Genomic DNA, 22,586 nt, shown 5'->3' with positions numbered 1-22,586 from the left:
GGCTGGCATCGGGGGCTCTGCGGTTGCGAGGCATCTGCTTTCACAACCTCCGCAACCTCGACGTCGAGATTCCGCTCGGGGTGTTCACCGCCGTCACGGGGGTCTCCGGGTCGGGAAAGTCCACGTTGGTGTGCAAGGTCGTCGGCGACGTCGTCAAACGTCACCTGGGCCCCGGCAGCGCCGAACCGGACGAGCCGGAGGCGGGCGAGCCGGACACCTCCATCGTCGACGCCGATCTCGATGCAGGCGTCGGCGTGACGGCCGACGGCATCGAGGTCGTCGACCGGCTGGTGACCGTGGACCAGCGGCCGATCGGACGGACACCGCGGTCCAATCTTGCGACGTACACCGGCATGTTCGACGCGGTTCGCACGGCGTTCGCGGCGACAGGCGAAGCCCGTCGGAGAGGATGGACGGCAGGCCGGTTCTCCTTCAACGTCGCCGAAGGTCGCTGTCCGACCTGCCAGGGCGAGGGCTTCGTCGCCGTCGAATTGCTCTTCCTCCCTGGTACTTACGCGCCCTGCCCCACCTGCCATGGTGCCCGCTACTCGGAGGAGACGCTCGAGGTCCATTATCGCGATCGCACTATCGCCGACGTCCTGGCGATGACCGTCGACGAGGCGGCAGAGTTCCTCTCCGACATCCCTGGCGCGGCGAGAAGCCTTGCGGCCCTGCGGGATGTCGGGCTGGGTTATCTGCGACTCGGGCAGCCTGCAACCGAGTTGTCCGGCGGAGAGGCGCAGCGCATCAAGCTGGCGTCGGAGTTGCAGCGAGCCCGTCGTGGGCACACCCTCTACGTGCTCGACGAGCCGACGACCGGCCTGCACCCGGCTGACGTCGAACTGCTGGAGCGTCAGTTGCACCGTCTGGTCGACGCGGGCAACACCGTCGTGGTCGCCGAGCACGACATGGGTGTCGTGGCGGGTGCGGACTGGGTGATCGACCTGGGCCCCGGGGCGGGTGATGCCGGTGGCCGGGTGGTCGCGGCCGGCAGTCCGGAAGACGTTGCGAGCGCCGTCGACAGCCGCACGGCGCCCTATCTCGCTGCGCGGTTGGGTCAGTCGTTTCCATCCGGGGCGCGGTGACGGCCCGTGTACCCGTCCGCCGGAGTCGACGGTTCCCGGTCCGGCGTCCAGCCATGACCGAAGAGCTCCAGGGACGGGTCACCGGCAGACGGGACTGATCCGGGCGGCGTGGTGCGCGCATCATCCTCGTCGTGCCGCTCCTTGAGCGGCCAACTGCCTCGATCGATCATCAGGTGCTCCCTTGCCTGCGTGTTACGGCTCGATGCATTGCTATTACCCGCTTTTCGAGCCCCCAAAAGTGCCTCTCGGCCACACCTCTTCCGTCACGTCAACGCCACCGGTGGCGCCTTTCCGGCAGTGATCAGGTCCTCGGCCAAGTCGTAGTCGTCGTCGGCGTTGCACGTCAGGACGCCGACAGCAGCCCCGTCGGCCTCGTACCAGACGGTGAAGCCGCCGTCGCGCTCGATCAGGCGGCTGCGGTCATAGCCGTCGCCCCACGCGTGATACTTCAGCGTGGTCTCACCGATCGTCGTCCAGAAGCCGGGAACTCCAGTCCATTTCGCGTCGCCGCCGGCGGCGTTCGTCCCGGCGACACATCCCTGGTCCGTCGCGTCCTGCCAATGCTCCACCGCGATCGGACGCCCGGCGTCGGCGTTGTAGGCGAACGCCACGTCACCCGCCGCATAGACGTGCTGGCTCGACGTCCGCATGTCGGACCGGACGACTATTCGTGAGTCGCTGATCGCCAGGCGGGCCGCCCGGGCGAGTTCACTTCGTGGCCCGACCCCCGTTGCGGCGAGGATCAAATCCCCCGTGGCCGTGCCACCGTTGTCGAGGTGTACGGCGCCGTCGGCGATGCTCTCGACCGACACCCCGCCGACGTAATGCACGCCGGCGTCCTCCAACATCCGCTTGATGCGTTCTCCCGCATCGACTCCCAACCGTTTGGCCTGAGGAACGTGATCGGGTGCCACCAGCGTCACCGCGAGGCCCTGCATCGCCAGCGAGGCCGCGGCTTCGCAGCCGATGAACCCGGCGCCGATGACCACGGCGGAATGTGCATTCTTCGCGGTGTAACGCAGTCGCTCGGCGTCCGAGAGCGACCGAAGTTGCAACGCGGACTCGCCGCCGTCCACCGACAGCGGCGACGGGCTGCTACCGGAGGCAAGGACCATCGACCGGTAGGGGTAATGGAACCCGCCCGCCGTGACGTGCCGCGAGGCGACGTCGATGTTCTCGACCCGGTGGGTGAGGATCAGTTCGATCCGACGCTCGTCGAACCACTGGGACGGGTGGAGCGCGACGTCGTCGGTGTCTCCGCGGAGGTATTCCTTACTCAGCGGCGGTCGCGCGTACGGCGGGTGTCGGTCGTCGGTGAGGATGAGCACCGGGCTGGCCGGGTCATGCTCGCGAAAGGCCTCGGCGGCAGCGACGCCCGCTGGGCCGCTCCCGACGACGATCAATCCGGCTGTATCCATGGGGCGGGATTACCCCGGGCGGTGCCCCTTTACACGCGGTAGTTCATTGCCGCGGTTCTTGGCGGGGCCGTGTTCAGGCAGGTGAGAAGGTATATGGTGACGCGATGATCGGCGTGGCCCGGATGCCAATTACGCACCCGGCGCGGATCCTTGCCATCCGTACGACGGCTGGCCGGCCGGACGGCCAGCCGCAAGTCACCCGTCGTCCAACTCTCCTGCGAATACTTTCGCAGCGTGTCGGCAACCGAACGTCCGTGACCGAGTGCTCGCCGTGAACACGACCAAGCGAAGGGCCGCCCTGGCTGCCGTGCTCGGCAGCGTCCTCGCGTGGTGCGGCGCCATCGGCGCCGGTCCTTCATCGGCCATTCCCGGGGGGAATGCCCTAGGCGAGTTGGCATTCGGGGGTCTGCCGCGTACCTATCTGGTTCATGCTCCGGCAGGCAACGATCATCCGGCGGGGCTGGTGATCAACCTGCACGGCTCCGGTGCGTCGGGTGCAGCGCAGGCGGCGATCACGAACTACGACCCCGTCGCCGATGCGCTCGGTTTCGTCGTGGTGTATCCCGACGGCATTGACCAAAGCTGGGCCGACGGCCGCGGAGCTTCTCCGGCCGACAACGAGGGTGTGGACGACGTCGGCTTCCTGGTGGCACTCGTCGATCGGCTCCTTCGCGTGTACGGCATCAACCCGGGCCGGGTCTTCGCAACGGGCATCTCCGCGGGCGCCTTCATGGCCAACCGGCTGGCATGCGACCGCGCCGACGTCATCGCGGCCATCGCACCGGTCGCAGGCACGCTCGGCACCGGGGTCCCGTGCAACCCGTCGCGGGCCGTGTCGGTCCTGGAATCGCACGGGACCGCTGACCCGGTCGTGCCGTACGACGGTGGCACCATGCTGGGTCTCGGAGGAGCCAGCGACATCGTCGCGGCACCGGCGATGGCATCGCGGTGGCGCGATCTGGACCGCTGCGCAGGCGCACCCGTCGAAGACGTCCTGCCGTCCACCGGCGACGGCACCGCGGTGCATCGCGTCACGGCGGTCGGATGCGCTGACGGCGCCGACGTCGTCCTACTGCGCGTCGACGGGGGCGGACACACCTGGCCGTCCGGGAGCTTTGCCCTCCCAACGGGTTCGGTCGGGGCGACCACCGACGTCTTCAACGCCTCGCTCGGCAGCGCTCAGTTCTTCGCCGCACACGGCAGGTGAAGCGTCAGAGCTGCGCCCAGACCGACTTCGTCTTCAGGTAGGCCTCGATGCCCTCCTGGCCGAATTGGTGACCCCAGCCGGACTGCTTGTACCCGCCGAACGGCACGGCGTGGTCGAAGACCAACTGGCAGTTGATCGTACGGTCCCGGCCTGCAGTCGCTTCCCGAGCCGGTGCGCGCGGCCGAGGGTTGTTGGTCCACGCCGTCGCGGCCACCCCATAGGTCGTGTCGTTGGCCATCGCGACGGCCTCGTCGTCATCGTCGAACGGCAGGATCGTCACCACGGGTCCGAAGAGTAGTACCGGAAGAACTCCGCACAGGTGGGCACCACCAGCTGTGCCTGCATCAACGGCATACCGGTGTTCGCCGAGTCGATCTGCGCAAGCTCCTCGGCGTGCTCGTCGATCAGATCCGTGATGCGCCATATGATCTCGGCCCGTTCACGACCCGGCTGCCCGGCCCACACCCCCGCCTCGTACGACGCCTTCGCGCGCGCCACCCCCTCGTTGACGGCTTCTTCGCCGCAATCGGTGAACTCGGTGATCTGTTCTTCCGTCCGCAGGCATTCGCGTCGCTACCGGCTACCGTCCGGCCTTCATCCTGACGGGAATCGCCGCCGGAGCCATCGCAGGCCAGTCACCTGATGGCTGGCTGGAGGCTCTCTGAGGACCGACTCAGACGTCGTTCGGTGTGGGGTTGTATTGCTCGCGGTTGGACTTCTTGATGCGCGGAGCCAGTTGGACGACCTCCGGAACGACGGTCGGATTCGCGTACGCCAGGGTGACCAGCGACACCAGCGTATTGGCGACGTCCTGGAGGGCTGACATCCGCGCGGGAAGCTGACCGTGGTCCGACCATGACTTGAACAGCTGGGGTAGCAGGTCGCGGTCGGCGCCGCGAAGAATCTCGGTGTCCTGCGTCGGACCCATGCCGACGCGCACGACGGACAAGTGCGGGTGTTCGCTGCGCCACGAGTTCAAGATCTCGTCGAGAGCGGCCTTGCTGGCACTTAGGCGGCGACTCCGGCGCGCGGACGGCCGACGTCGAAGCTCGAGGCGACCAGCACCACGCCGTTCTCGGACAGGTGCGGCAGCGCGGCCCGCAAGACGTTGTTCCCGCCCAACGCGTTGACGCTGAACGCGTGAATCCAGGTCGTTACGTCGGTGTCCTCGATGTGAGCGAACGGTATGACCGTGCTGGTGAAGACCACGGCGTCCAGACCACCCAGCGCCTCGGCCGCAGCATCCACGACCCCGGTGATGGCCGCCGAATCCTCCACGTCGAGTTCGAACGCCGAACCGCCGATGGTGTCGGCGAGCTGAATCAGCACCTCCATCCGTCGCGCGGCGACGGCAACCTTGGCGCCGCGCTCGGCGGCGCTGGCGGCGACCGCGTGGCCGATGCCCGAGGACGCCCCGACGACGAGCAACCGCAGCCCGGCGGCGTCGGCATGTTGAGAAGTCACTGCAAACCACCTTCGGCAAGAACGGTAATCATGTTCTCGTCACCTTAGAGCGTCGACAAAGGATTGCCTAAGCTGGTTATTTCGCCCGCGCTCAAGCGACCAGTCGGCGCGGCGGTACTCCCTCCCGGCGCCCATCGATCTGGCGGGGCGTAGCACGTGAACCGACTTGTCCACCGGGAAACCCCATTCCTGAGTATGTCCAACTGAACTCAGCCGCGGTGCCGGACGACGGGATCACCGCGCACAGCGCCTCGAGGGCGCCGACCCATGCGCTGTCAGAAGGGGCCGCGTACCCGGCCGCCGCCGCGACTGAGCACTCGGTGCCGCGCGGAAGCTGACAACGGCCTGCAAGCAGCTCGGACCCTCCAAGCACTGGACGCGCCGACGGGCATACTGACGATCGTCGAAGACTAGCCCTGCCCGATTCCGGAACGCGCTGAAAAGTGACCGCCGCACATGAAGATCTGCGTCTTCCTCTCCGCCGCCGACCTCGCCGACCGCTACACGACGCCCGCACGCGAGTTCGGTGAACTCGTCGGCAGGGGCGGCCACACCCTGGTGTGGGGTGGATCGGACACCGGGCTGATGAAGATCGTCGCCGACGGAGTGCGGCAAACCGGAGGGCGCCTGGTCGGAATCTCCGTGGAGTTCCTCAGAGACCGGGCGAGGCGGGACGCCGACGAGATGGTGATCACCATGGACCTCGCCGAGCGGAAGGCCATGCTGCTCGCCAGATGCGACGCGGTGGTGGTGATGGTCGGCGGGCTTGGCACACTCGACGAGGCGACCGAGATCCTGGAACTGCACAAGCACGGACTGCACGAAAAGCCGGTCGTGCTGCTGAACACCGCAGGCTTCTACGACGGATTGGCGCTGCAACTGCGCCGGATGGACGAGGACGGGTTCCTGCCGATCCCGTTGGTCGAGTTGATCCACTTCGCCGACGACGGGGCGAGTGCGCTCGCCCATCTCGAGGAGTCCCTCGGTCGACGGTGACGCGGCGACCCGCGGTTTCGCTATCGTCGGGCGGTGCACCTTGAGGAACTGCAGTGGTTCGTCGTGCTCGCCGAGACCGAACACGTCACGGATGCCGCGGCCGAATTGGGCATCAGCCAGCCGACGTTGTCGCGTGCCCTGGCCCGTTTCGAAGACCAGGCCGGGACGCAGTTGTTCGACCGGATCAATCGGCGGCTACAGCTCAACCCCTATGGGCAGATCATGCTCGAGCACGCCCGACGCAGCCTCGCCGAAATGCGATCCGCCACCGAACGCATCGATGCGCTGCGAAATCCCGACAGCGGTCGGGTAAGGCTCGCTTTCCTGCACTCGTTGGCGAGTTGGTATGTGCCGGAACAACTTCGACGCTTCCGCCAAGACGTGCCCGGAATCGGCTTCGAGCTGTTTCAAGGTCCGGCGCATGAGATCACGCACCGGGTGCGCAACGGCCAAGCCGACCTGGCGATCACCGCACCGCACCCCGAGGGGCCCGGCTTCGCCTGGCATCAACTGTATGTCGAACGCCTGTGCCTGGCCGTTCCCCGGGGGCACCGACTGGCTGACCGAAGCCGGGTCCGGCTCTCCGCCGCGGCGGGGGAGCCGTTCGTCGCGCTCGGACGGCAGTCCGGTTTGCGCCAGCTCACCGAAGACCTGTGCGCGCTGGAGGGCCTCGACCCCGAAATCGTGTTCGAAGCCACTGAAATCCCCACGATGGAAGGCTTGGTGGCTGCTGGATTCGGTGTCGCAGTCGTGCCCGTCCCTCGCGAGGGAGCCGAATCCAGCGCCGTCCACGTCCCGCTCTCCAACGTGGGCGCCAAGCGCGAAGTGGGGCTGGTGTGGGACCGAGATCACCCCCTGTCCCCACCGGCAGATCGCTTTGCGCACTTTCTCAAGCAGTCATAGTGCCGAACATGGACACGACGAACCTGCACTGATGTCTTTCGCGCATGCGATTGATTGATGTCATGCATTGGACACATCACAATGCGGCTCTTAACTTCATTCGGTGTCGATAGAACAAGCGGCCTCACGCGGGTGGGTCGGTCATACCCGTGGATCGGCAGCCTACGGACGGCTGCTCGCCGCGCTGTTCTGCGCCGGAGTGGCGACCTTCGCCCAGCTGTATTCACCGCAGGCGGTACTGCCGCTGATATCGGCAGACCTGCACATCGGTGCCGCCGCCGCGGCCCTGACGATCTCGGCCTCGACCGTCGGCCTTGCCGTGGGCGTGATCCCGTGGTCGACGCTGGCCGACCGCATCGGCAGGGTGAAGGCGATGACGCTCTCGGTCGGCGTCGCGACCACGGTCGGCCTTCTCGTTCCGTTTGCGCCCACCTTTGAATTGCTGTTGACGGGTCGGTTTCTCGAGGGTCTGTTCGTCGGCGGCGTGCCTGCGATCGCCGTCGCCTACCTGACGGAGGAGATCGACGCCGCGCACGCCGCCCGCGCGGCGGGCACCTTCGTCGCAGGAACCACCATCGGCGGTCTCCTGGGCCGGTTGGTGTCGAGCTCCGTCGCCGAGGTCGTCGGATGGCGAATCGGAATGTTCACCGTCGCCCTGGTGTGTGGAATCGCGGCGCTGGTCTTCGTCAAGCTTGCCCCGGCACCACGTGGCTTCCTCCCATCGAACCGGTCCGGCGCCAATCCCGAGGGCAGCCTGGCCCACCGCTTGGCCGCAAACCTGCGATCGCCCCGTCAGCTCACCCTGTTCGCCCAGGGCTTTCTCTTGATGGGCGGATTCGTGGCGATGTACAACTTCCTGGGATTCCGGCTGACCGCCGCACCGTTCTTCCTCCCGCCGTTCGCCGTCAGCCTGGTGTTCCTCGCCTACCTGGCCGGAACCTGGGCCTCGTCGCGGGCCGGCGCGGAATCCACCCGCTTCGGGCGCAAGCGAGTACTGCTGGTGTCCATCGCGATCATGGTCACCGGTGTCGCCATCACGTTGAGCGACAACGTGATCGCCATTCTCGTCGGTCTGGTGATCGCCACCGCGGGTTTCTTCGGCGCCCACTCCATCGCATCCGGCTGGACGGGTCAGGCGGCGCCTGCGGGCAGAGCGCAGGCGTCGTCGCTGTACAACCTGTTCTACTACGGCGGCTCAAGCGTCATCGGTTGGTTCGGGGGCGTGGCATTCGACGGGTACGGCTGGGCTGCGGTCGCGACGACGATCCTGGTGCTGGCCATCATCGCGGCGACCGCAGCGGCATTGTTCCTGCCCCGCGACTCGTAACTCGGCACGCCGAAAGTACGGTTGTTGTACGCATCGGGTAGGGCCGTAAACAACCGTACTTTCGGCGAGGTGGTCCTAGAGGATGTCGACGATGTCGCTCTTCAGGGCCTCGGCCTGCGTGCCGAAGACCGCTTGAACGTTGTTGCCGACCTCGATGACACCGGCGGCCCCGAGGCCCTTCAGTCGTGCTTGATCCACCTTGCCGGTGTCGGCGACCTCCATGCGCAGGCGTGTGATGCAGGCGTCGACGTTCACCAGGTTCTCCCGGCCGCCGAACGCGGCGATCAACTGCTCGGCCTTGCTGTCGGTCGCGACTGCGGTGGGTGCCGCGCCGGACCCGCCTGCGGTCACTGCGGTGGGAGCGTCGGCGCCCTGGCCGAGGTTCGCCTCTTCCCCCGCCTCGAACTCGCTCTCCGGCTCCCGGCCGGGAGTCCGCATGTTCCACTTCGTGATCGCGAACCGGAACAGTACGTAATAGACGACGAAGAACACGACGCCCATGCCGATGAGCAGCGGGATGTTCTTCGCCGCAGGCGCCGTGCCGTAGAGCAGAAGATCGATCAGCCCGGCGGAGAACGAGAACCCGAGGTGGATGTCCAGCAGGTAGGCGATCGCCAGGGACAGCCCCGTCAGCAACGCGTGGATGACGTACAGAGGGAACGCCACGAACATGAACGCGAACTCGAGCGGCTCGGTGACGCCCGTCAGGAACGCGGTCAGCGCCGCGGCCGTCAGGATGCCCACCGCGACCTTGCGCTGCTTCTTGTTCGCCACGTGGATCATCGCCAGAGCCGCAGCGGGCAGCCCGAACATCAGAATCGGGTAGAAGCCCGACGTGAGCAGTCCCGCGCTCGGGTCGCCTGCGGCGAATCGCGTGAGTTCGCCGGTGGCGACCGTGCCGGCCGGGGTCTGATAGTCACCGTAGATGAACCAGACGTACGAGTTCACGATGTGGTGCAGACCGAGCGGGATCAGCATGCGATTGGCGAACCCGTAGATGAAGGCGCCGATCGCCCCCGAGCCGCCGATGAACTTGCCGAGGCCCGTCAGTCCGGCGTCGAACAGCGGGTAGCAGTAACTCATCGCGAAGGCCAGGAACAGGCAGGCCAGCGACACCACGATCGGGACGAAGCGCCTGCCTCCGAAGAAGCCGAGATACGAGGGCAATTGGATGGTGTGGTACCTGTCGAACAGCCACGCGGTGAGCAGCCCCACCACGATTCCAGCGAACACGCTGTAGTTGATCTGCGCCTGGTCGCCTGCCTTGTCGACCTCGCCCGCGAGAACGATCGGCGACATGGTCTTGAAGACGGCCTGCACCACCAGGTAGCCGACGACCGCGGCCAGCGCGGTCGAGCCGTCCGCCTTCTTTGCGAATCCGATGGCGACGCCGACGGCGAACAGTAGGGGCAGGTTGCTGAAGATCGCGTCACCGGCCGCGCTCATCGCCTGGAAGAACGGCCCGATGACCGGGGCCTTGATTCGGCCCAGCAGGTCGTCCTGGCCGAGGCGCAACAGAATTCCCGCCGCGGGCAGCACGGCGATGGGCAGCATGAGGCTCTTGCCCAGCCGCTGAAGCTGAGCGAAGCCGGGAATTCGCAAGCCCGACTTCCGCTGCGCTCCTTGAGATTTCGTGGTATTGCTCATTTTCGGGGGTCCTCCCTCTGCCGCAAAGGTCGCCGGCTGCCGAATCTGAGCGGAAGCTTAGACGAGAACCCGTGAACACGAGACCGTCTTGCCGCCACGCTCGTATTGTTGGATGCACCAACGAAGGAGTCACGACAGTGAGCACGACGAAGGTCCTCGCCCCGGTTGCAGGACGCGCGGTACCGCTTCAGGACATCCCCGACCCCGTGTTCTCCCAAGGCATGGTGGGCTACGGTGCGGCCATCGACCCTCCCCGCGGGGTGGTCGAGGCGGTCGCTCCGGTCAGCGGCAAGCTCTTGAAACTGCTTCCGCACGCCTACATCGTCATGACCCCGGACAACGTGGGCGTTCTGGTCCACCTGGGTCTGGACACCGTGGCACTCAAGGGAGAGGGCTTCACCGCCCACGCGAGCCAGGGCGACGACGTGACCGCGGGCCAGGTCGTCATTACCTACGACGTTCCGGCGATCGTGGCAAAGGGGCTCAATCCCATTGTGCCCGTTGTGGTCATGGACGAGCGGGAGGCAGGCAACGTTGTCCCGTCCGAAGCGGTCCTGGAAGGTGGGGACGTAGACTCCGGTGCCGGCCTCTTCACCGCGAACAAGTAATGGAAGTCGTCGTCTGCAAGGACGCCAAGGAGATCGGCGGCGTCGCGGCCGACGCCATCGGCGCGCTGCTCGATCGTAAACCGGCGGCGGTGCTCGGCCTGGCCACCGGATCGTCGCCGCTGGTGATCTACGACGAACTGGCGGCGCGCTGCGATGCCGGGCTCATCTCGTTCCGGCAGGCCCGCGGCTTCACCCTCGATGAGTACGTCGGTCTGCCCGCCGACCATCCCGAGCGGTACCGGACCGTCATCGAGACCGTGTTCGTCTCGCGTGTCGACTTCGCTTCCGGCGCCGTGCAGGGTCCCGACGGTGGCGCCACCGACATCACGGGGTCGTGTGCGGCCTACGAGGTCGCGATTCACGAGGCAGGCGGCGTCGACCTCCAGATCCTGGGGATCGGCACCGACGGGCACATCGCGTTCAACGAGCCAGGATCCTCGCTGGCCTCCCGGACCCGCATCAAGACCCTGACCCAGCAGACACGAGTGGACAACGCCCGCTTCTTCGATGACGACGTCGAATCGGTCCCGACCCACTGTCTCACCCAGGGCCTTGGGACCATCATGGAGGCCAGGCACCTGATTCTGGTGGCGACCGGTCGCAGCAAGGCAGAAGCCGTGCACCACCTGGTCGAGGGCCCGGTCAGCGCCATGTGGCCGGCCACCATCCTGCAGCACCACCCGCACGTGACGGTGCTGCTCGACGATTCGGCGGCCCGCAGACTTCAGCTCATCGACTACTACCGCGAGACCTACCGCTCCAAGCCTGGATGGCAGGGAATCTGAGTGACGACGTGTTGATCACCGCGGAGACCCTCCTCACGGGGCGAGAACTGTTGCGGCCCGGCTGGATCGACGTCTCGGGAGAATCGGTCGTCGCAGTCGGCACGGGTGCGGCGCCGCGGCAGGCGGATCGAGAGTTCGGCTCGATGACGGTGGTGCCCGGGTTCGTCGACACACACCTGCACGGCGGAGGCGGGGCGAACTTCTCCACCGCGTCGGCCGCCGACACCGCCATCGCCACGGAGCTGCACCGCAGGCACGGCAGCACGACCCTCATCGCATCGTTGGTCACCGCCGCTCCGGCCGAATTGCTTCGGCAGGTAGGGGGATTGGCCGACGACGTGCGCGCAGGCGTGATCGACGGAATCCACCTGGAGGGTCCCTGGCTCTCCACCAAGCGATGTGGCGCCCACCAGCCGTCCCTGATGCGTGACCCGGACGCGAAAGAGATCGACCGCGTCCTCGACGCGGGTGGCGGCGCAATCCGAATGATCACCATCGCGCCCGAACGCGACGGCGCCCTCGCCGCAATCGCGCAGATCGTCGACGCAGGCGTGGTGGCGGCCGTGGGACACACGGAGGCCACCTACGAGCGGACCAGGGCGGCGATCGCGGCGGGCGCAACGGTCGGCACCCACCTGTTCAACGCGATGCGCCCGATCGACCGGCGCGAACCCGGACCGATCGTCGCCCTCCTCGAAGACCCGCTGGTGACCGTCGAGTTGATCACCGATGGCGTGCACGTCGACCCCGCCATCTACCGACACGTCACGCGCAGCGCGGGAGGAGACCGGGTGTCACTGGTGACCGACGCGATGGCGGCCACTGGGATGGCCGACGGGGTGTACCACCTGGGCCCGCTGGCAGTCGACGTCGTGGACGGAGTGGCGACGGTGGCTGGGACGGACACGATCGCGGGCAGCACCGCGACCATGGACCGCGTGTTCCGCTTCGCCGTCGGGCACAGCAGGCTTTCCCTCGACGCCGCGCTGCTCTTGGCCGTGCGGCAGGCGTCGCTCAATCCCGCTCGGGCACTGGGTATGCCGAGTCCGGTCCTCGTTGCAGGTGCCGCTGCGGACCTCGTGGTGCTGGACGGTGGGCTCGCCGTGGCCGGCGTGCTGCGTCGGGGATCTTGGGTCGTCGAACCCGCGGCTCAGCCGCGCCGAGACTGAGGCAAGGTCGTCCAAGGATCCTGCCGGAAACGCCCGCCCGGGCCAACCATTTTCAGTCACCCTTCGCATGCTGGACTCGACGTTCTCGTATCAAGATTCAAAGGAGCATCCTCGGCGGTTACGATCACGTTCGGGGGTGAGGACCATGAACGCAGCGCGCACCGTGGACGCGCGCGCTTCCGTGGGGTGGTTGGGGCGTTTCGCGCGCACGACACCCGGTGTGGTCGGCATGGTCGCCGTCGTCGTCGCGGTGTTCTGCGTGATCGCAGGTGTCGTGGTCGCGGGCCAGGTGGATGCCCGGATCTCCGAGCGCAACTCGGTGCTCGACCGGTCCGAGCCGTTCGCCTATTCAGCGCAGAAGTTGTACGCCGCACTGTCGGCCGCCGACGCCGCCGGGGCCACCGAGTTCCTTTCCGGCGGGCTCGAGACGGCCCCGATGCGGGCGCGGTATCAGCAGGCGTTGGCCGACGCCGCATCGGCGCTGACGGATGCGACCGCGGGTGCCACCGACGCCGGAACCCGGACCGCGTTGGCTCGGATATCGGCCGAGCTGGCCGCCTACACGGGGCAGGTCGAGTCGGCGCGGGCCAACAACCGGCAGGGGTTCCCGGTCGGATCCGCCTATCTGCGTGAAGCCTCGGCCTTGTTGCAGACCTCGATGCTGCCCGGTGCCGAGCGGATCTACGCCGGAGGCCTCGCCGCCGTCGAGGGGGACCAGAGTGCAGTCGGCTCGCTGCCGACGTTCGGCCTGGTGCTGCTCGTCATCGTGCTGGTGGTGATCGGCGGCGGCTCGCTGATCCTGGTCGGACGGACGAACCGGCAGTTCAACAGGGGACTGGTGAGCGCGGCGGCGGTCGTGCTGCTGGTGATCGCGTGGATCGTCGTCGCCAACCGTTTCGCGGCGAGCAGCATCGAGCAGAGCCGCACCGAGGGGACCGCGCGGTTCGAGCAGCTCGCCAAGGCGCGCGTCCTCGCCCAGAAGGCCAGGACCGACGAGACCCTGCAGTTGATCGCGCGCGGCGACATCACGGCGGGCGAGAAGTCGTTCAACGATCACATCGGCGAATTGTCCACGCTGCTGGGCGAGGGACCCGCAGCCGCGGCCGACGGTGTCCTCAAGTGGAGGGCCAGCCATCGCACGCAGGTGGAGGCCTACCAGGGCGGTGACTATCCGGCCGCCGTCGCGCAGGCGATCGGTGACGTTCCGGACGCTTCGGCCGCACAGTTCGCCGTCGTCGAAGCCAGCTTGAGTGAGGCGATCGAACAGACCCGCGCAACGTTGCGCGACGACGTGTCACGAGCGGGAGCGCGGCTGGCGTGGAGTCCGACGGGGACGCTCGTTCTGATGGTGATCGCCGCGGCGGCGGCCGTCGTCGGTCTGTGGCCGCGGCTCAAGGAGTTCCTGTGAGAACGCGACTCGTGGTGGCGCTGTTCGCCCTTGCGCTGGCGGGCGCGGGGTGTGGAACGCCGACGTCGCCGCAGGCGGTCACCGTCTCACCGGTCAACGCGATGCCCGCAGGAGCGGAGGAGGTCACCACCGCGCCCGCGGCGGGAAACGCGGCCTGCGACAGGGAGGCGAGCCTGCGGCCCGGCGTGCAGCCCAGTCCGGGTGCCATGCCACCCGGCTCGACGATGGCGGCGATCGCCGAGCGCGGCCATCTCGTCGTCGGCGTCGACCAGAACACCTTCCTCTTCGGCTTCCGGAACCCGGCCACGGGCCAGTTGGAGGGCTTCGACATCGACGTCGCCCGCGAGGTCGCGCGTGGCATCTTCGGCGACCCGAACCGGATCGATCTGAGGGTCGTCGATGCCAGTCAGCGTGAACCGGCGTTGCAGTCAGGTCAGGTGGACATGGTGGTCCGCACCTACTCGATCACCTGTGACCGCAAGCACAACATCGCCTTCTCCACGCCGTACTACTACGCACAGCAGCGCATCCTCGCCACCAAGGGTTCGGGAATCCGTTCTGCCGCCGACCTTTCGGGTAAGCGAGTATGCGCAGTGCGTGGCACGACCTCTCTGTCGGCGCTGTTCGCGCTCGATCCGAGGCCGACACTGTTCGGGGTGAGCAACTGGACCGACTGCCTCGTCATGTTGCAACAGGGACAGGTCGACGCCATCAGTACCGACGACGCCGTGCTGGCCGGGCTCGCCGAGCAGGACCCCAACGTGGAGTTGGTCGGACCCAGCATCGCTGCCGAGCCCTACGGCATCGGGATCAAGAAAGAGAACGGCGACCTGGTGCGGTTCGTCAACGGTGTCCTCGACGAGATGCGCGACGACGGTACGTGGGAGCGCCTCTACCAGGACCGGCTGCTCATCCTCGGGCCCTCGCCGGGCCCACCGACTGCGCGCTACCAGGACTGAACCGTGACCGTGCTGACCACCGACGAGATAGATCGCGAAATCGACTCGCGCACCAAGGAAGTCACCGCAGCATCTGTGACACTCGTCGAGCTCGACACCCACCCGGGCCTGCAACACGTCCGCCGCTATCCGCCGACCGGCGTGACGGCACAGCGGTGGGCGGAGATCGAGAAGGCGCTCGCCGAGCTCTGGGAGGACGTCGGGCGGATGACGTCGATCCTCGACTCGGCCAAGGCGGTGCGCGCGCGTCGCTCGAAGCTCGACGACGACGACCGCGCGGAATTGACCAGATGGCTACGCGAGCGCCCGCTCGAGGTGTCGCGCGAACGAATCCCACTGGCGCAGCGAATGATTACCGGTCCCGGTGAAACGGTCGGCTACGTCGGCCTCGGCGACATGGTGGATGACATGCGCGCCGCCTACCCGGCCGTGGCCGAGTTCCTCGATGCCGTCGACCGAATCAACTCGCTGATCGTGGATCGTCTCGGGCCGTTGCAGCAGCGCCTCGACGACGCAGGTGCAGCCTTCCCCAAGGAAGTCGCCGAGCTGTTGGCGGTCTCGGCGACCGACCCGCTGTCGCTGACGCCGGAGGACGTCGAGAAGCGCATCCGGGTGATCGCGAATGACGTCGAGCGGCGATCGGGCGAACTCGCCGAACTCGCGGCGCTGCAGGCGGACTGGAAGGGCGTTCTCGCGGCGACGGTCGCCCAACTCGACGAGTTGCGCAACGCGGTGGATGGCGCGGCGGAAGTGCGCGCACGCGCCGAGCGGGACGTGGTGTCCGGTCCGTTGCCGGTGCACGAAGACGCCGAGCCAGGTCTACGGACACAGTTCACGTCCATCACCACGACGGATCCGGCAGCGCTGCGCTCGCTACGGCGCCGCATCGCCGCGGCGCTGGCCGTTGTGCGGGAAGACGAGGAGCTTGCGCAGGGGCTGCTCGACCGTCGCACCGAGCTCAAGGGCCGGCTCACGGCGTATCAGGCGAAGGCGGCCAGGCTGGACCTCGGTGAGGATCGGGATCTCTTGGCGTGCAGCCGGATCGCCTCCGGATTGTTGCATCGCAGACCGTGCGACCTCCGTGCCGTGACCCGGGCCGTCGCGGACTATCAGCAGTTGCTCGTCGAGAGGCAGAGGAGCGCGAGATGAACTGCGCCGAACCGGGATGCGGTGGGACCGTCGTCGACGGCTACTGCGACGTCTGCGGCACCGCGCCTGAGCCGCCGGGCGCGGAGCCGGCGGGCGCCGCGCCGTCGACCGCCACCGCCGCCGCGGGGTCGCGTCCCACCGCGGCGAGCCGTCCGACAGCTCGCTCGACGGGGACGGCACGTACCGGGTCGTCGCGCTCGTCGAGCTCACGTGGCCGTCTCGGCGCAGGGGTCGTCGTGATGCCGCGGGTCCCGCGTGGGGATCCGGCGGCTGCGATCCTGGGCGACCCGAAGGTGCCGGAGGGCAGCAGATTCTGCGGCAACACCGACTGCGGTAAGCCCGTCGGACGTGGCGCCGACGGAAACCCGGGACGCACGGAGGGCTTCTGCACCCAGTGTGGAACGCGGTTCTCGTTCATTCCCAAGCTCTCTCGCGGCGATGTCGTTGGCGGGCAGTACGAGGTACAGGGGGCGATCGCGCACGGCGGCCTCGGCTGGATCTACCTCGCGGTCGACCGGAACGTACACAACCGCTGGGTCGTTCTCAAGGGCCTGCTGAACTCCACCGATGCCGACGCCATGGCGGCCGCCGCCGCCGAGGTCCTGACGCTCTCGGAGGTCGAGCACCCGAACATCGTCCGGATCTACAACTTCGTCGAGCACGTGGATGCCTCCGACTCTGCGGGCGTACCGGTCGGCTACATCGTCATGGAGTACGTAGGCGGCACGTCGCTGAAACAGATTCGCAAGGCCCGCAACGGGCCGCTGCCTGCCGACCAGGCCGTCGCGTACCTCGTGGAGATCGCACCAGCGGTCGCCTATCTCCATACGCAGGGTCTCGCCTACTGCGACTTCAAGCCGGACAACGTGATGCAGACCGACGAGCAGCTCAAGCTGATCGACCTCGGCGCGGTCATCGCCATGGACGACGAGGAGAGCGCGATCTTCGGCACCGCCGGCTACCAGGCGCCCGAGATCGCCCAGACCGGGCCGACCGTCGCCAGCGACGTGTACACGATGGGGCGAACGCTCGCCGTGCTCGTCATGGACGTACCACAGGAGCGCGGACGTTTCGTCGATCAGCTGCCCGGCCCCGACACCGTGCCGGTGCTCGCGAAATACGAGTCGCTGTACCGCGCGATCCTGCGTGCCACCGACCCCGACCCCGCCCGGCGCTTCTCGTCGGTCGAGGAACTCGCCGATCAGCTGACCGGCGTGCTGCACGAGATCGCCGCGGCCGATGCCGACGTCGCACAGCCACGGATGTCGAACTACTTCAGCCCACAGCGCGAGGTCTACGGCGCGGGCCGGGACGTGCCCGTGAGACCGGGCCGGGTGATCGCGGCACTGCCGGTCCCCGTCGTCGACCCGAACGACCCTGGCGCCGCGGTGCTCGCGACCACCAGCGGGACGCCGCCCGCCCAGCTCGAGCACGCCCTGCACCTCGCCAGGGGCGGCACGAACCAGGGCAAGAGCTCCTCGGTCGAGGTCCCGCTGCGGCTGGTCCGCGCGTCACTCGAGATCGGTGCCGCAAAGGAGGCCCGCACGCGCCTTTCCGAGCTGAACGCGGTGATCGCCGGAGACTGGCGACTGCTCTGGTACAGCGGTCAGTGTGCCCTGCTCGAAGGTGAATTCGATCAGGCTGCAGGATGTTTCGACACCGTACTGGCTACGCTACCCGGAGAACTGGCGCCCAAGCTGGCGCTGGCGGCCGCCGCCGAACTGCGTGACGCGCGCGACGACGCGATGCGCTACTACGAAATGGTGTGGCGAACGGACCGCAGCTACGTCAGTGCCGCGTTCGGGCTGGCGAGGCAGCGCGAACGAGCGGGGGACCGGGCCGGTGCGATCGCCGCACTGGACCAGATCCCCGCCGCGTCGGCGCACTTCACCGATGCGGGCGCCACCGCGATCGAGATCCTGCTCGAAGGGCGAACGGCCGAGAACCTGGACGAGCCGACACTGATCGATGCCGACAGGAGGGCCGCTGCGCTGACGCTGGAGTCCAACGCGAAGCGGGCGACGATTCGGCTGCGGGTGTTCGGCGCGGCACTGGGCTGGCTGGGGGCGGGTAACACCAACAAGTCACCGCGCTTGCTGGGCGCCGACTTCAACGAGTCGGGCCTCCGTGCAGGCATGGAACGCTGCTACCGGGAGTTGGCGCACGAGACGGCCGGAATGTGGGAACGCATTGCCCTGGTGGAGAGGGCCAATGCGGTTCGGCCGAGGACACGGGTATGACGGCCGCGCAGACCGCGTGTCCGCAGTGCGCAGCGCCCATCGGGGTGGCGGATCGGTTCTGCGAGAGCTGCGGCGGACCGCTGTTCGAGGTGCCCCTGCCGGAGATCCACCGGGTGGCGGTACCACGGGGCGGGCTGTCGCAGGAGGGCCCGTGCTCGGACTGCGGTAACGCGACCTTCGCCGACGGGTACTGCAGCGCTTGCGGTCACCGACGCGCCGAGCCAGACCGTGACGAGGCTCGGCTCGACGTGATCGCATTGATCACCGACCGCGGTCTGCACCACGCCAGGAACGAGGATGCCGCCGCAGCGGGGACGGTGAGCCGCGGCATTTCCGATGAGCAGCCTGCAATCGCGGTGGCGGTGTGCGACGGGGTGTCCACCTCGGGCGAGCCCCAAGTGGCGGCGGTCGCCGCCTCGAAGGGCGGCGTGGACGCGATGCTCGCCGCGCTCGCCGCCGCCAAGGAGCCGCGCTCGGCCGTGCTGGCCGGGCTGGCCGAGGCCGCGAAGGCGGCGGTGGATGCGGGCAACGGCGTCGATCCGGCTAACGCGCCGTCATGCACCTACACCGCGGCGACGGTCGTGACGAATGCCGCAGGGACGGTTGAGATCACGGTCGGAAACGTCGGCGACAGCAGAGCATACTGGCTGCCCGAACCGCCAGGACTCCCGCAACAACTGACGGTGGACGATTCCGTCGCGCAGGAATTGATGACGGCAGGTGCGTCCGCCGAGTCGGAGGTCGTGTTGCGCGGCGCACACACGATCACCCGTTGGCTCGGCGCCGACGCCGAACCAATACCGTGGTCCGAGTCGAGCGTGCGCACGATCACGGCGGTCGGTCCGGGTTCACTGCTGCTCTGTTCGGACGGGCTGTGGAACTACCTTCCCGACGCGGGGGACATCGCACGTTTCTGCAGGGACACCGACGCGGTGTCGGCGGCGCGCGCGCTCACCGAGCACGCCATGGAGGCAGGCGGCCAGGACAACATCACCGTCGTATTGATCCCGATCGGAGGGGCTTCATGAGTTCACCTGAACAGCAGGGCATCTCGGTTGACGTCGACCACAATCCCTATCTCGCCGAGGGGTTCGGGACGGTCGACGCGATCGTCAGCATCACCGCAGGCAGTGATGTCGCCGCCGCTGCCGCGCCCGCGGTGCGCGTCGAAGCCATCATCATCGACTGTTCGACGTCGATGCTGAAGCCTGCAGGCAAGTTCGACGCCGCCAAACGCGCCACCACGACAGCCATCGACGAGCTCACCGATGGCACGTACTTCATCATCGTCGCGGGCTCCGCGCACGCCGGTCCCATCTATCCCACCGAGGGCGTGCCGACCGTGGCGAGCGCGGCGACGAAGGCGGCCGCCGCCAGGGCGGTCGACGGTCTACGGCCCAACGGCGGTACGGCGATGGGTACCTGGCTCGCCTACACGCGGCACATCGTCGGGCAGTTCCCCGGCGCGCTCACCCATGCGATCCTGCTCACCGACGGCAAGGACGAACACGAGACGCCCGAGCAGCTGCAGAGCGAGATCGCCTCGAGCGTAGGCCAATTCACGTGCGACTGCCGGGGTGTGGGAACGGACTGGCGCGTCGATGAGCTGCGGTCGATTTCGTCGGCACTGCTGGGGACCGTGGACATCGTCGCCGATCCCGAAGATCTCGCCGAGGACTTCGCCGCCATGATGCGGGCCTCGATGGGCAAGACGATTCCGGATCTGACGCTGCGTCTGTGGACGCCCGCCGGCGCCAGGGTGGAGTTCGTCAAACAGGTCGCACCGACCGTCGAGGACCTCACTCACCGTCGGGTCGAGACGGCATCTCAGATCGGGGAGTATCCGCTGGGCTCCTGGGGAGCGGAGGATCGCGACTACCACGTTCAGGTCGAGGTCGAGCCCGCCGCCGCGGGACGGGAGAAACTCGCGGCGAGGATCAGTGTCGTCGCGGGCGACGAGGTCGTCGGTGAGGGTCTGGTGAAGACGGTGTGGACCGCCGACACGGCGTTGTCGGCGAAGATCAGTCGCCGGGTGGCGCATTACACCGGTCAAGTCGAGCTGGCGCAGGCGGTCCAGGAGGGGTTGGGCGCACGCAAGGACGGGGACATCGCGACTGCGACCGCGAAATTGCAGCGAGCGATGGAACTCGCCGTCAAATCGGGTAACGACGGAACGGCCAAGTTGCTCAGGGGTGTCATCGAGGTCGACGAGCGGACGGGAACGGCACGTCTCAAGCGCGAGGTCGCGGCCGCCGACGAGATGGCCCTGGACGCCCGATCGACGAAGACCGCGCGGGTACGGAAGGAGACCTGATGCCGATCTGTTCAGAAGGGCACACCTCGGCTACCGCCGACTACTGCGACGTGTGCGGTGTTCAGATATCAACGCCTGCAGCACAATCCAGCTCTCCTGCCGGGGCCGCGACGAAGGCGTGCCCCTCATGCGGGGCGCCCGTGTCGGGTCGCTTCTGCGAAACGTGCGGACACGACTCCGCGCTGCCCCCACCGGCGACACCCCCGCAGTCGGCGGACGCGGCCGCACCCGTGGTGTGGACCGCGGTCGTCGCTGCCGACCGCGAGTTCCATGAACGCGTGCTCGCCCGCGGCGGCCCAGACACCGTCGATTTTCCGCAGTACTTCCCGGAACGTCGAATCACCCTGCGGCGCGACACGACGCTGATCGGAAGGCACAACCGCGACCAGGGCGTCGACCCCGAGATCGACCTCGGTCTTCAACCCGCCGACCGCGGCGTCTCCACGCAGCACGCGGTGTTGAAGGTTCGCGACTCCGCACTCACCGTCACAGACCTCGGTTCGACCAACGGAACCAGCCTCAACGGCAGCGAACAACTGCTGGCCAACGGCGAGGAAGTTCCGCTGGCGGACGGCGATCGCATCCACGTCGGCGCGTGGACCACCATCACGATCTCGAAGGGTGGTTGATCTACGCACCTGGTGATTCGGCTATGCGCCCGCGCCGAAGTGATCGGCGACGGTGAAAATGTTCTCGATCTGCGTAGATTCAACCATCGCTGCCAGCCTGGCCTCGGAGTCAGGATGCACGAGATCGGGTAGCGCCTACCAACACTTCGTCTGGCTGCTCGGCGTCGACACCCCATCCTCGGCAATACACGGCCAGTAGCCACCAAAACGGCGCCTCGACGACGCGCCCTCGATGAAACCCAGTGCGATCGGGAGCTGAATCGGTCGCCGCGGCAGCGCACCGGGGCACGGTCAGTAACGTGGTGCACGTGTTTACCGAGACCGTGGCCGGCACGGGGTTCTTTCTGCGGCTTCGATAGTGGAACTAAACGACGGGGTCTACCGCTTACTGCGCCCCCTGATCCGGGTGCTGTCGCTGCGCGCCATCGTGGTCGTGGCCGCGCTGGCCGTGATCACGCTCGTCATCGTCCTCGGCACGTGGGTGTGGGTCGGCGTCACGGACGATCAGTACAGCCAGCTGGACCGCAGGCTCGATTCGGTGAGCAGCCTCGGCGACGTGAGCAACCTGCTGAACAGCTCGCCCGGTGTAAGCGCCAACCAACCCATGCCGGACGGAAACGTGGTCAGGACCGCGCGCATCGGCGGGATCACCGTCTCGGTGCCGAACGACGTCGTCCTGCCAGAGCTCGCCAACGGCTATGACACGACCACGATCGACGGCGTCCAGTACCGGGTGCGCACGTTCACCACGGGGCAGGGCTCCATCGCGCTGGGCGCGCCGCTGGCCGAGACGCAGCACCGGATCGACGAACTGCACCTGCGCGTGCTGATGATCTGCAGCGGCGTGATCGCGGGAACCGTCCTGGTCGGCTGGGTGATTTCGCTGCTCATGATCGACCCGTTCCGGCTGCTGGCCCAGCAGGCCCGAGCCATCAACGCACAATCCATGCCCGACGAGGTCCAGGTGCGTGGAGTACGGGAGGCCGTGGAGATCGCCGAGGCGGTCGAGGGGATGCTGGCCCGCATCGGCACCGAACAGCAGCGAACGAAGGCGGCACTGGAGTCGGCGCGCGACTTCGCCGCCGTCGCCTCCCACGAGCTGCGCACGCCCCTGACCGCCATGCGCACCAACCTCGAGGTGTTGTCCACCCTGGATCTGGCCCCCGAGCAGCGTGACGAGGTGATCGGTGACGTCGTACGTACCCAGGGCAGGATCGAGGCGACGCTGACGGCGCTGGAACGCCTGGCGCAGGGCGAACTGACCACCGTCGACGACTT

General features: G+C 67.7%; 20 protein-coding genes and 1 pseudogene. 16 read left to right on the top strand and 5 right to left on the bottom strand.

All coding sequences use genetic code 11. The annotated features are described in order from the left end of the window. Positions 1–1,085: excinuclease ABC subunit UvrA (locus QOI01_RS23875; protein WP_526385355.1), on the top strand; the 1,085-nt coding region annotated here is incomplete at its 5' end. A 263-nt stretch (positions 1,086–1,348) separates the two neighbouring features. Here the strand turns inward: QOI01_RS23875 and QOI01_RS23870 are convergent. Further along, on the bottom strand, positions 1,349–2,503 hold the full coding sequence (locus tag QOI01_RS23870; RefSeq protein ID WP_526385353.1) for an NAD(P)/FAD-dependent oxidoreductase: 1,155 nt from the start codon (positions 2,501–2,503) through the stop codon (positions 1,349–1,351). Between the two features lie 262 nt (positions 2,504–2,765). Between QOI01_RS23870 and QOI01_RS23865 the strand changes: the two genes are divergently transcribed. Next, on the top strand, positions 2,766–3,710 hold the full coding sequence (locus QOI01_RS23865; RefSeq protein WP_526385351.1) for an extracellular catalytic domain type 1 short-chain-length polyhydroxyalkanoate depolymerase: 945 nt from the start codon (positions 2,766–2,768) through the stop codon (positions 3,708–3,710). A gap of 4 nt (positions 3,711–3,714) precedes the next feature. On the opposite strand, the gene QOI01_RS23860 is transcribed toward QOI01_RS23865, so the two are convergent. The 3 genes and pseudogenes from QOI01_RS23860 to QOI01_RS23850 form a co-directional block, all read right to left on the bottom strand. After that, positions 3,715–3,993, bottom strand: coding sequence for an aldehyde dehydrogenase family protein (locus QOI01_RS23860; protein ID WP_526385349.1), 279 nt, complete (start codon positions 3,991–3,993; stop codon positions 3,715–3,717). Then, complete coding sequence (locus QOI01_RS23855; RefSeq protein ID WP_526385347.1) at positions 3,987–4,208, bottom strand: aldehyde dehydrogenase family protein; 222 nt, start codon at positions 4,206–4,208, stop codon at positions 3,987–3,989. The genes QOI01_RS23860 and QOI01_RS23855 overlap by 7 nt, the downstream gene beginning before the upstream one ends. Before the next feature lie 175 nt (positions 4,209–4,383). Then, a pseudogene (locus QOI01_RS23850) lies at positions 4,384–5,174 on the bottom strand (SDR family oxidoreductase). A 456-nt stretch (positions 5,175–5,630) separates the two neighbouring features. Between QOI01_RS23850 and QOI01_RS23845 the strand changes: the two are divergent. The 3 genes from QOI01_RS23845 to QOI01_RS23835 all read left to right on the top strand — a co-directional run bounded on the left by QOI01_RS23845 (position 5,631) and on the right by QOI01_RS23835 (position 8,400). Beyond that, complete coding sequence (locus tag QOI01_RS23845) at positions 5,631–6,170, top strand: LOG family protein (protein WP_526385345.1); 540 nt, start codon at positions 5,631–5,633, stop codon at positions 6,168–6,170. Positions 6,171–6,203: 33 nt separating this feature from the next. Further along, positions 6,204–7,073 carry a LysR substrate-binding domain-containing protein gene (locus tag QOI01_RS23840; protein ID WP_526385343.1) on the top strand — a complete coding sequence of 290 codons (870 nt, stop codon included), beginning with the start codon at positions 6,204–6,206 and terminating at the stop codon, positions 7,071–7,073. A gap of 103 nt (positions 7,074–7,176) precedes the next feature. Next, a complete protein-coding gene (locus QOI01_RS23835) occupies positions 7,177–8,400 on the top strand; it encodes an MFS transporter (RefSeq protein ID WP_526385341.1) in 1,224 nt (407 codons plus the stop codon). A gap of 75 nt (positions 8,401–8,475) precedes the next feature. On the opposite strand, the gene QOI01_RS23830 is transcribed toward QOI01_RS23835, so the two are convergent. Beyond that, positions 8,476–10,047: a PTS transporter subunit EIIC gene (locus QOI01_RS23830; protein ID WP_526385339.1), complete on the bottom strand. Its 1,572-nt coding sequence runs from the start codon at positions 10,045–10,047 to the stop codon at positions 8,476–8,478. A 137-nt stretch (positions 10,048–10,184) separates the two neighbouring features. Here QOI01_RS23830 and QOI01_RS23825 point away from each other — a divergent pair, with 137 nt between their 5' ends. The 11 genes from QOI01_RS23825 to QOI01_RS23775 all read left to right on the top strand — a co-directional run. Continuing rightward, on the top strand, positions 10,185–10,655 hold the full coding sequence (locus QOI01_RS23825; RefSeq protein ID WP_526385337.1) for a PTS sugar transporter subunit IIA: 471 nt from the start codon (positions 10,185–10,187) through the stop codon (positions 10,653–10,655). Continuing rightward, complete coding sequence (gene nagB, locus QOI01_RS23820) at positions 10,655–11,440, top strand: glucosamine-6-phosphate deaminase (RefSeq protein WP_526385335.1); 786 nt, start codon at positions 10,655–10,657, stop codon at positions 11,438–11,440. Before QOI01_RS23825 ends, nagB begins: the two co-directional genes overlap by 1 nt. An 8-nt stretch (positions 11,441–11,448) precedes the next feature. Then, positions 11,449–12,609, top strand: coding sequence for an N-acetylglucosamine-6-phosphate deacetylase (gene nagA, locus QOI01_RS23815; RefSeq protein ID WP_526385359.1), 1,161 nt, complete (start codon positions 11,449–11,451; stop codon positions 12,607–12,609). 145 nt (positions 12,610–12,754) lie between these two features. Next, positions 12,755–14,017, top strand: a complete 1,263-nt coding sequence (locus QOI01_RS23810; RefSeq protein WP_526385333.1) for a GlnX family signal transduction membrane protein — start codon at positions 12,755–12,757, stop codon at positions 14,015–14,017. Further along, positions 14,014–14,976 (top strand): glutamate ABC transporter substrate-binding protein, encoded by a 963-nt coding sequence (locus QOI01_RS23805; protein WP_526385331.1) that lies wholly within the window; start codon positions 14,014–14,016, stop codon positions 14,974–14,976. Before QOI01_RS23810 ends, QOI01_RS23805 begins: the two co-directional genes overlap by 4 nt. Before the next feature lie 3 nt (positions 14,977–14,979). After that, entirely contained in the window at positions 14,980–16,125 is a 1,146-nt protein-coding gene (locus tag QOI01_RS23800; protein WP_526385329.1) for a hypothetical protein, read from the top strand. Continuing rightward, entirely contained in the window at positions 16,122–18,365 is a 2,244-nt protein-coding gene (locus QOI01_RS23795; protein WP_526385327.1) for a tetratricopeptide repeat protein, read from the top strand. The genes QOI01_RS23800 and QOI01_RS23795 overlap by 4 nt, the downstream gene beginning before the upstream one ends. After that, positions 18,362–19,393 (top strand): PP2C family protein-serine/threonine phosphatase, encoded by a 1,032-nt coding sequence (locus QOI01_RS23790; RefSeq protein ID WP_526385325.1) that lies wholly within the window; start codon positions 18,362–18,364, stop codon positions 19,391–19,393. Before QOI01_RS23795 ends, QOI01_RS23790 begins: the two co-directional genes overlap by 4 nt. Then, on the top strand, positions 19,390–20,679 hold the full coding sequence (locus QOI01_RS23785) for a vWA domain-containing protein (RefSeq protein WP_526385323.1): 1,290 nt from the start codon (positions 19,390–19,392) through the stop codon (positions 20,677–20,679). The genes QOI01_RS23790 and QOI01_RS23785 overlap by 4 nt, the downstream gene beginning before the upstream one ends. Further along, the gene (locus QOI01_RS23780; protein WP_526385321.1) at positions 20,679–21,308 is read left to right on the top strand and encodes an FHA domain-containing protein; all 630 of its coding nucleotides are present in this window, start codon (positions 20,679–20,681) and stop codon (positions 21,306–21,308) included. The genes QOI01_RS23785 and QOI01_RS23780 overlap by 1 nt, the downstream gene beginning before the upstream one ends. Before the next feature lie 400 nt (positions 21,309–21,708). Continuing rightward, the coding region (locus QOI01_RS23775; protein WP_526385357.1) for a histidine kinase dimerization/phospho-acceptor domain-containing protein at positions 21,709–22,586 on the top strand (878 nt) is incomplete at its 3' end.

This window comes from Mycobacterium sp., from assembly GCF_032162605.1.
Classification (GTDB): domain Bacteria; phylum Actinomycetota; class Actinomycetes; order Mycobacteriales; family Mycobacteriaceae; genus Mycobacterium.
Note: the sequence above shows the minus strand (reverse complement) of the source record. Positions and strands in the feature narration are given on the sequence as shown.

What these genes read in the sequence shown, in the direction of transcription:
- QOI01_RS23870 (WP_526385353.1), bottom strand. Translation starts at nt 2,503, where the DNA reads ATGGATACAGCCGGATTGATCGTCGTCGGGAGCGGCCCAGCGGGCGTC.
- QOI01_RS23810 (WP_526385333.1), top strand. Translation starts at nt 12,755, where the DNA reads ATGAACGCAGCGCGCACCGTGGACGCGCGCGCTTCCGTGGGGTGGTTG.
- QOI01_RS23795 (WP_526385327.1), top strand. Translation starts at nt 16,122, where the DNA reads ATGAACTGCGCCGAACCGGGATGCGGTGGGACCGTCGTCGACGGCTAC.
- QOI01_RS23830 (WP_526385339.1), bottom strand. Translation starts at nt 10,047, where the DNA reads ATGAGCAATACCACGAAATCTCAAGGAGCGCAGCGGAAGTCGGGCTTG.
- QOI01_RS23785 (WP_526385323.1), top strand. Translation starts at nt 19,390, where the DNA reads ATGAGTTCACCTGAACAGCAGGGCATCTCGGTTGACGTCGACCACAAT.
- QOI01_RS23780 (WP_526385321.1), top strand. Translation starts at nt 20,679, where the DNA reads ATGCCGATCTGTTCAGAAGGGCACACCTCGGCTACCGCCGACTACTGC.
- QOI01_RS23845 (WP_526385345.1), top strand. Translation starts at nt 5,631, where the DNA reads ATGAAGATCTGCGTCTTCCTCTCCGCCGCCGACCTCGCCGACCGCTAC.
- QOI01_RS23790 (WP_526385325.1), top strand. Translation starts at nt 18,362, where the DNA reads ATGACGGCCGCGCAGACCGCGTGTCCGCAGTGCGCAGCGCCCATCGGG.
- nagB (WP_526385335.1), top strand. Translation starts at nt 10,655, where the DNA reads ATGGAAGTCGTCGTCTGCAAGGACGCCAAGGAGATCGGCGGCGTCGCG.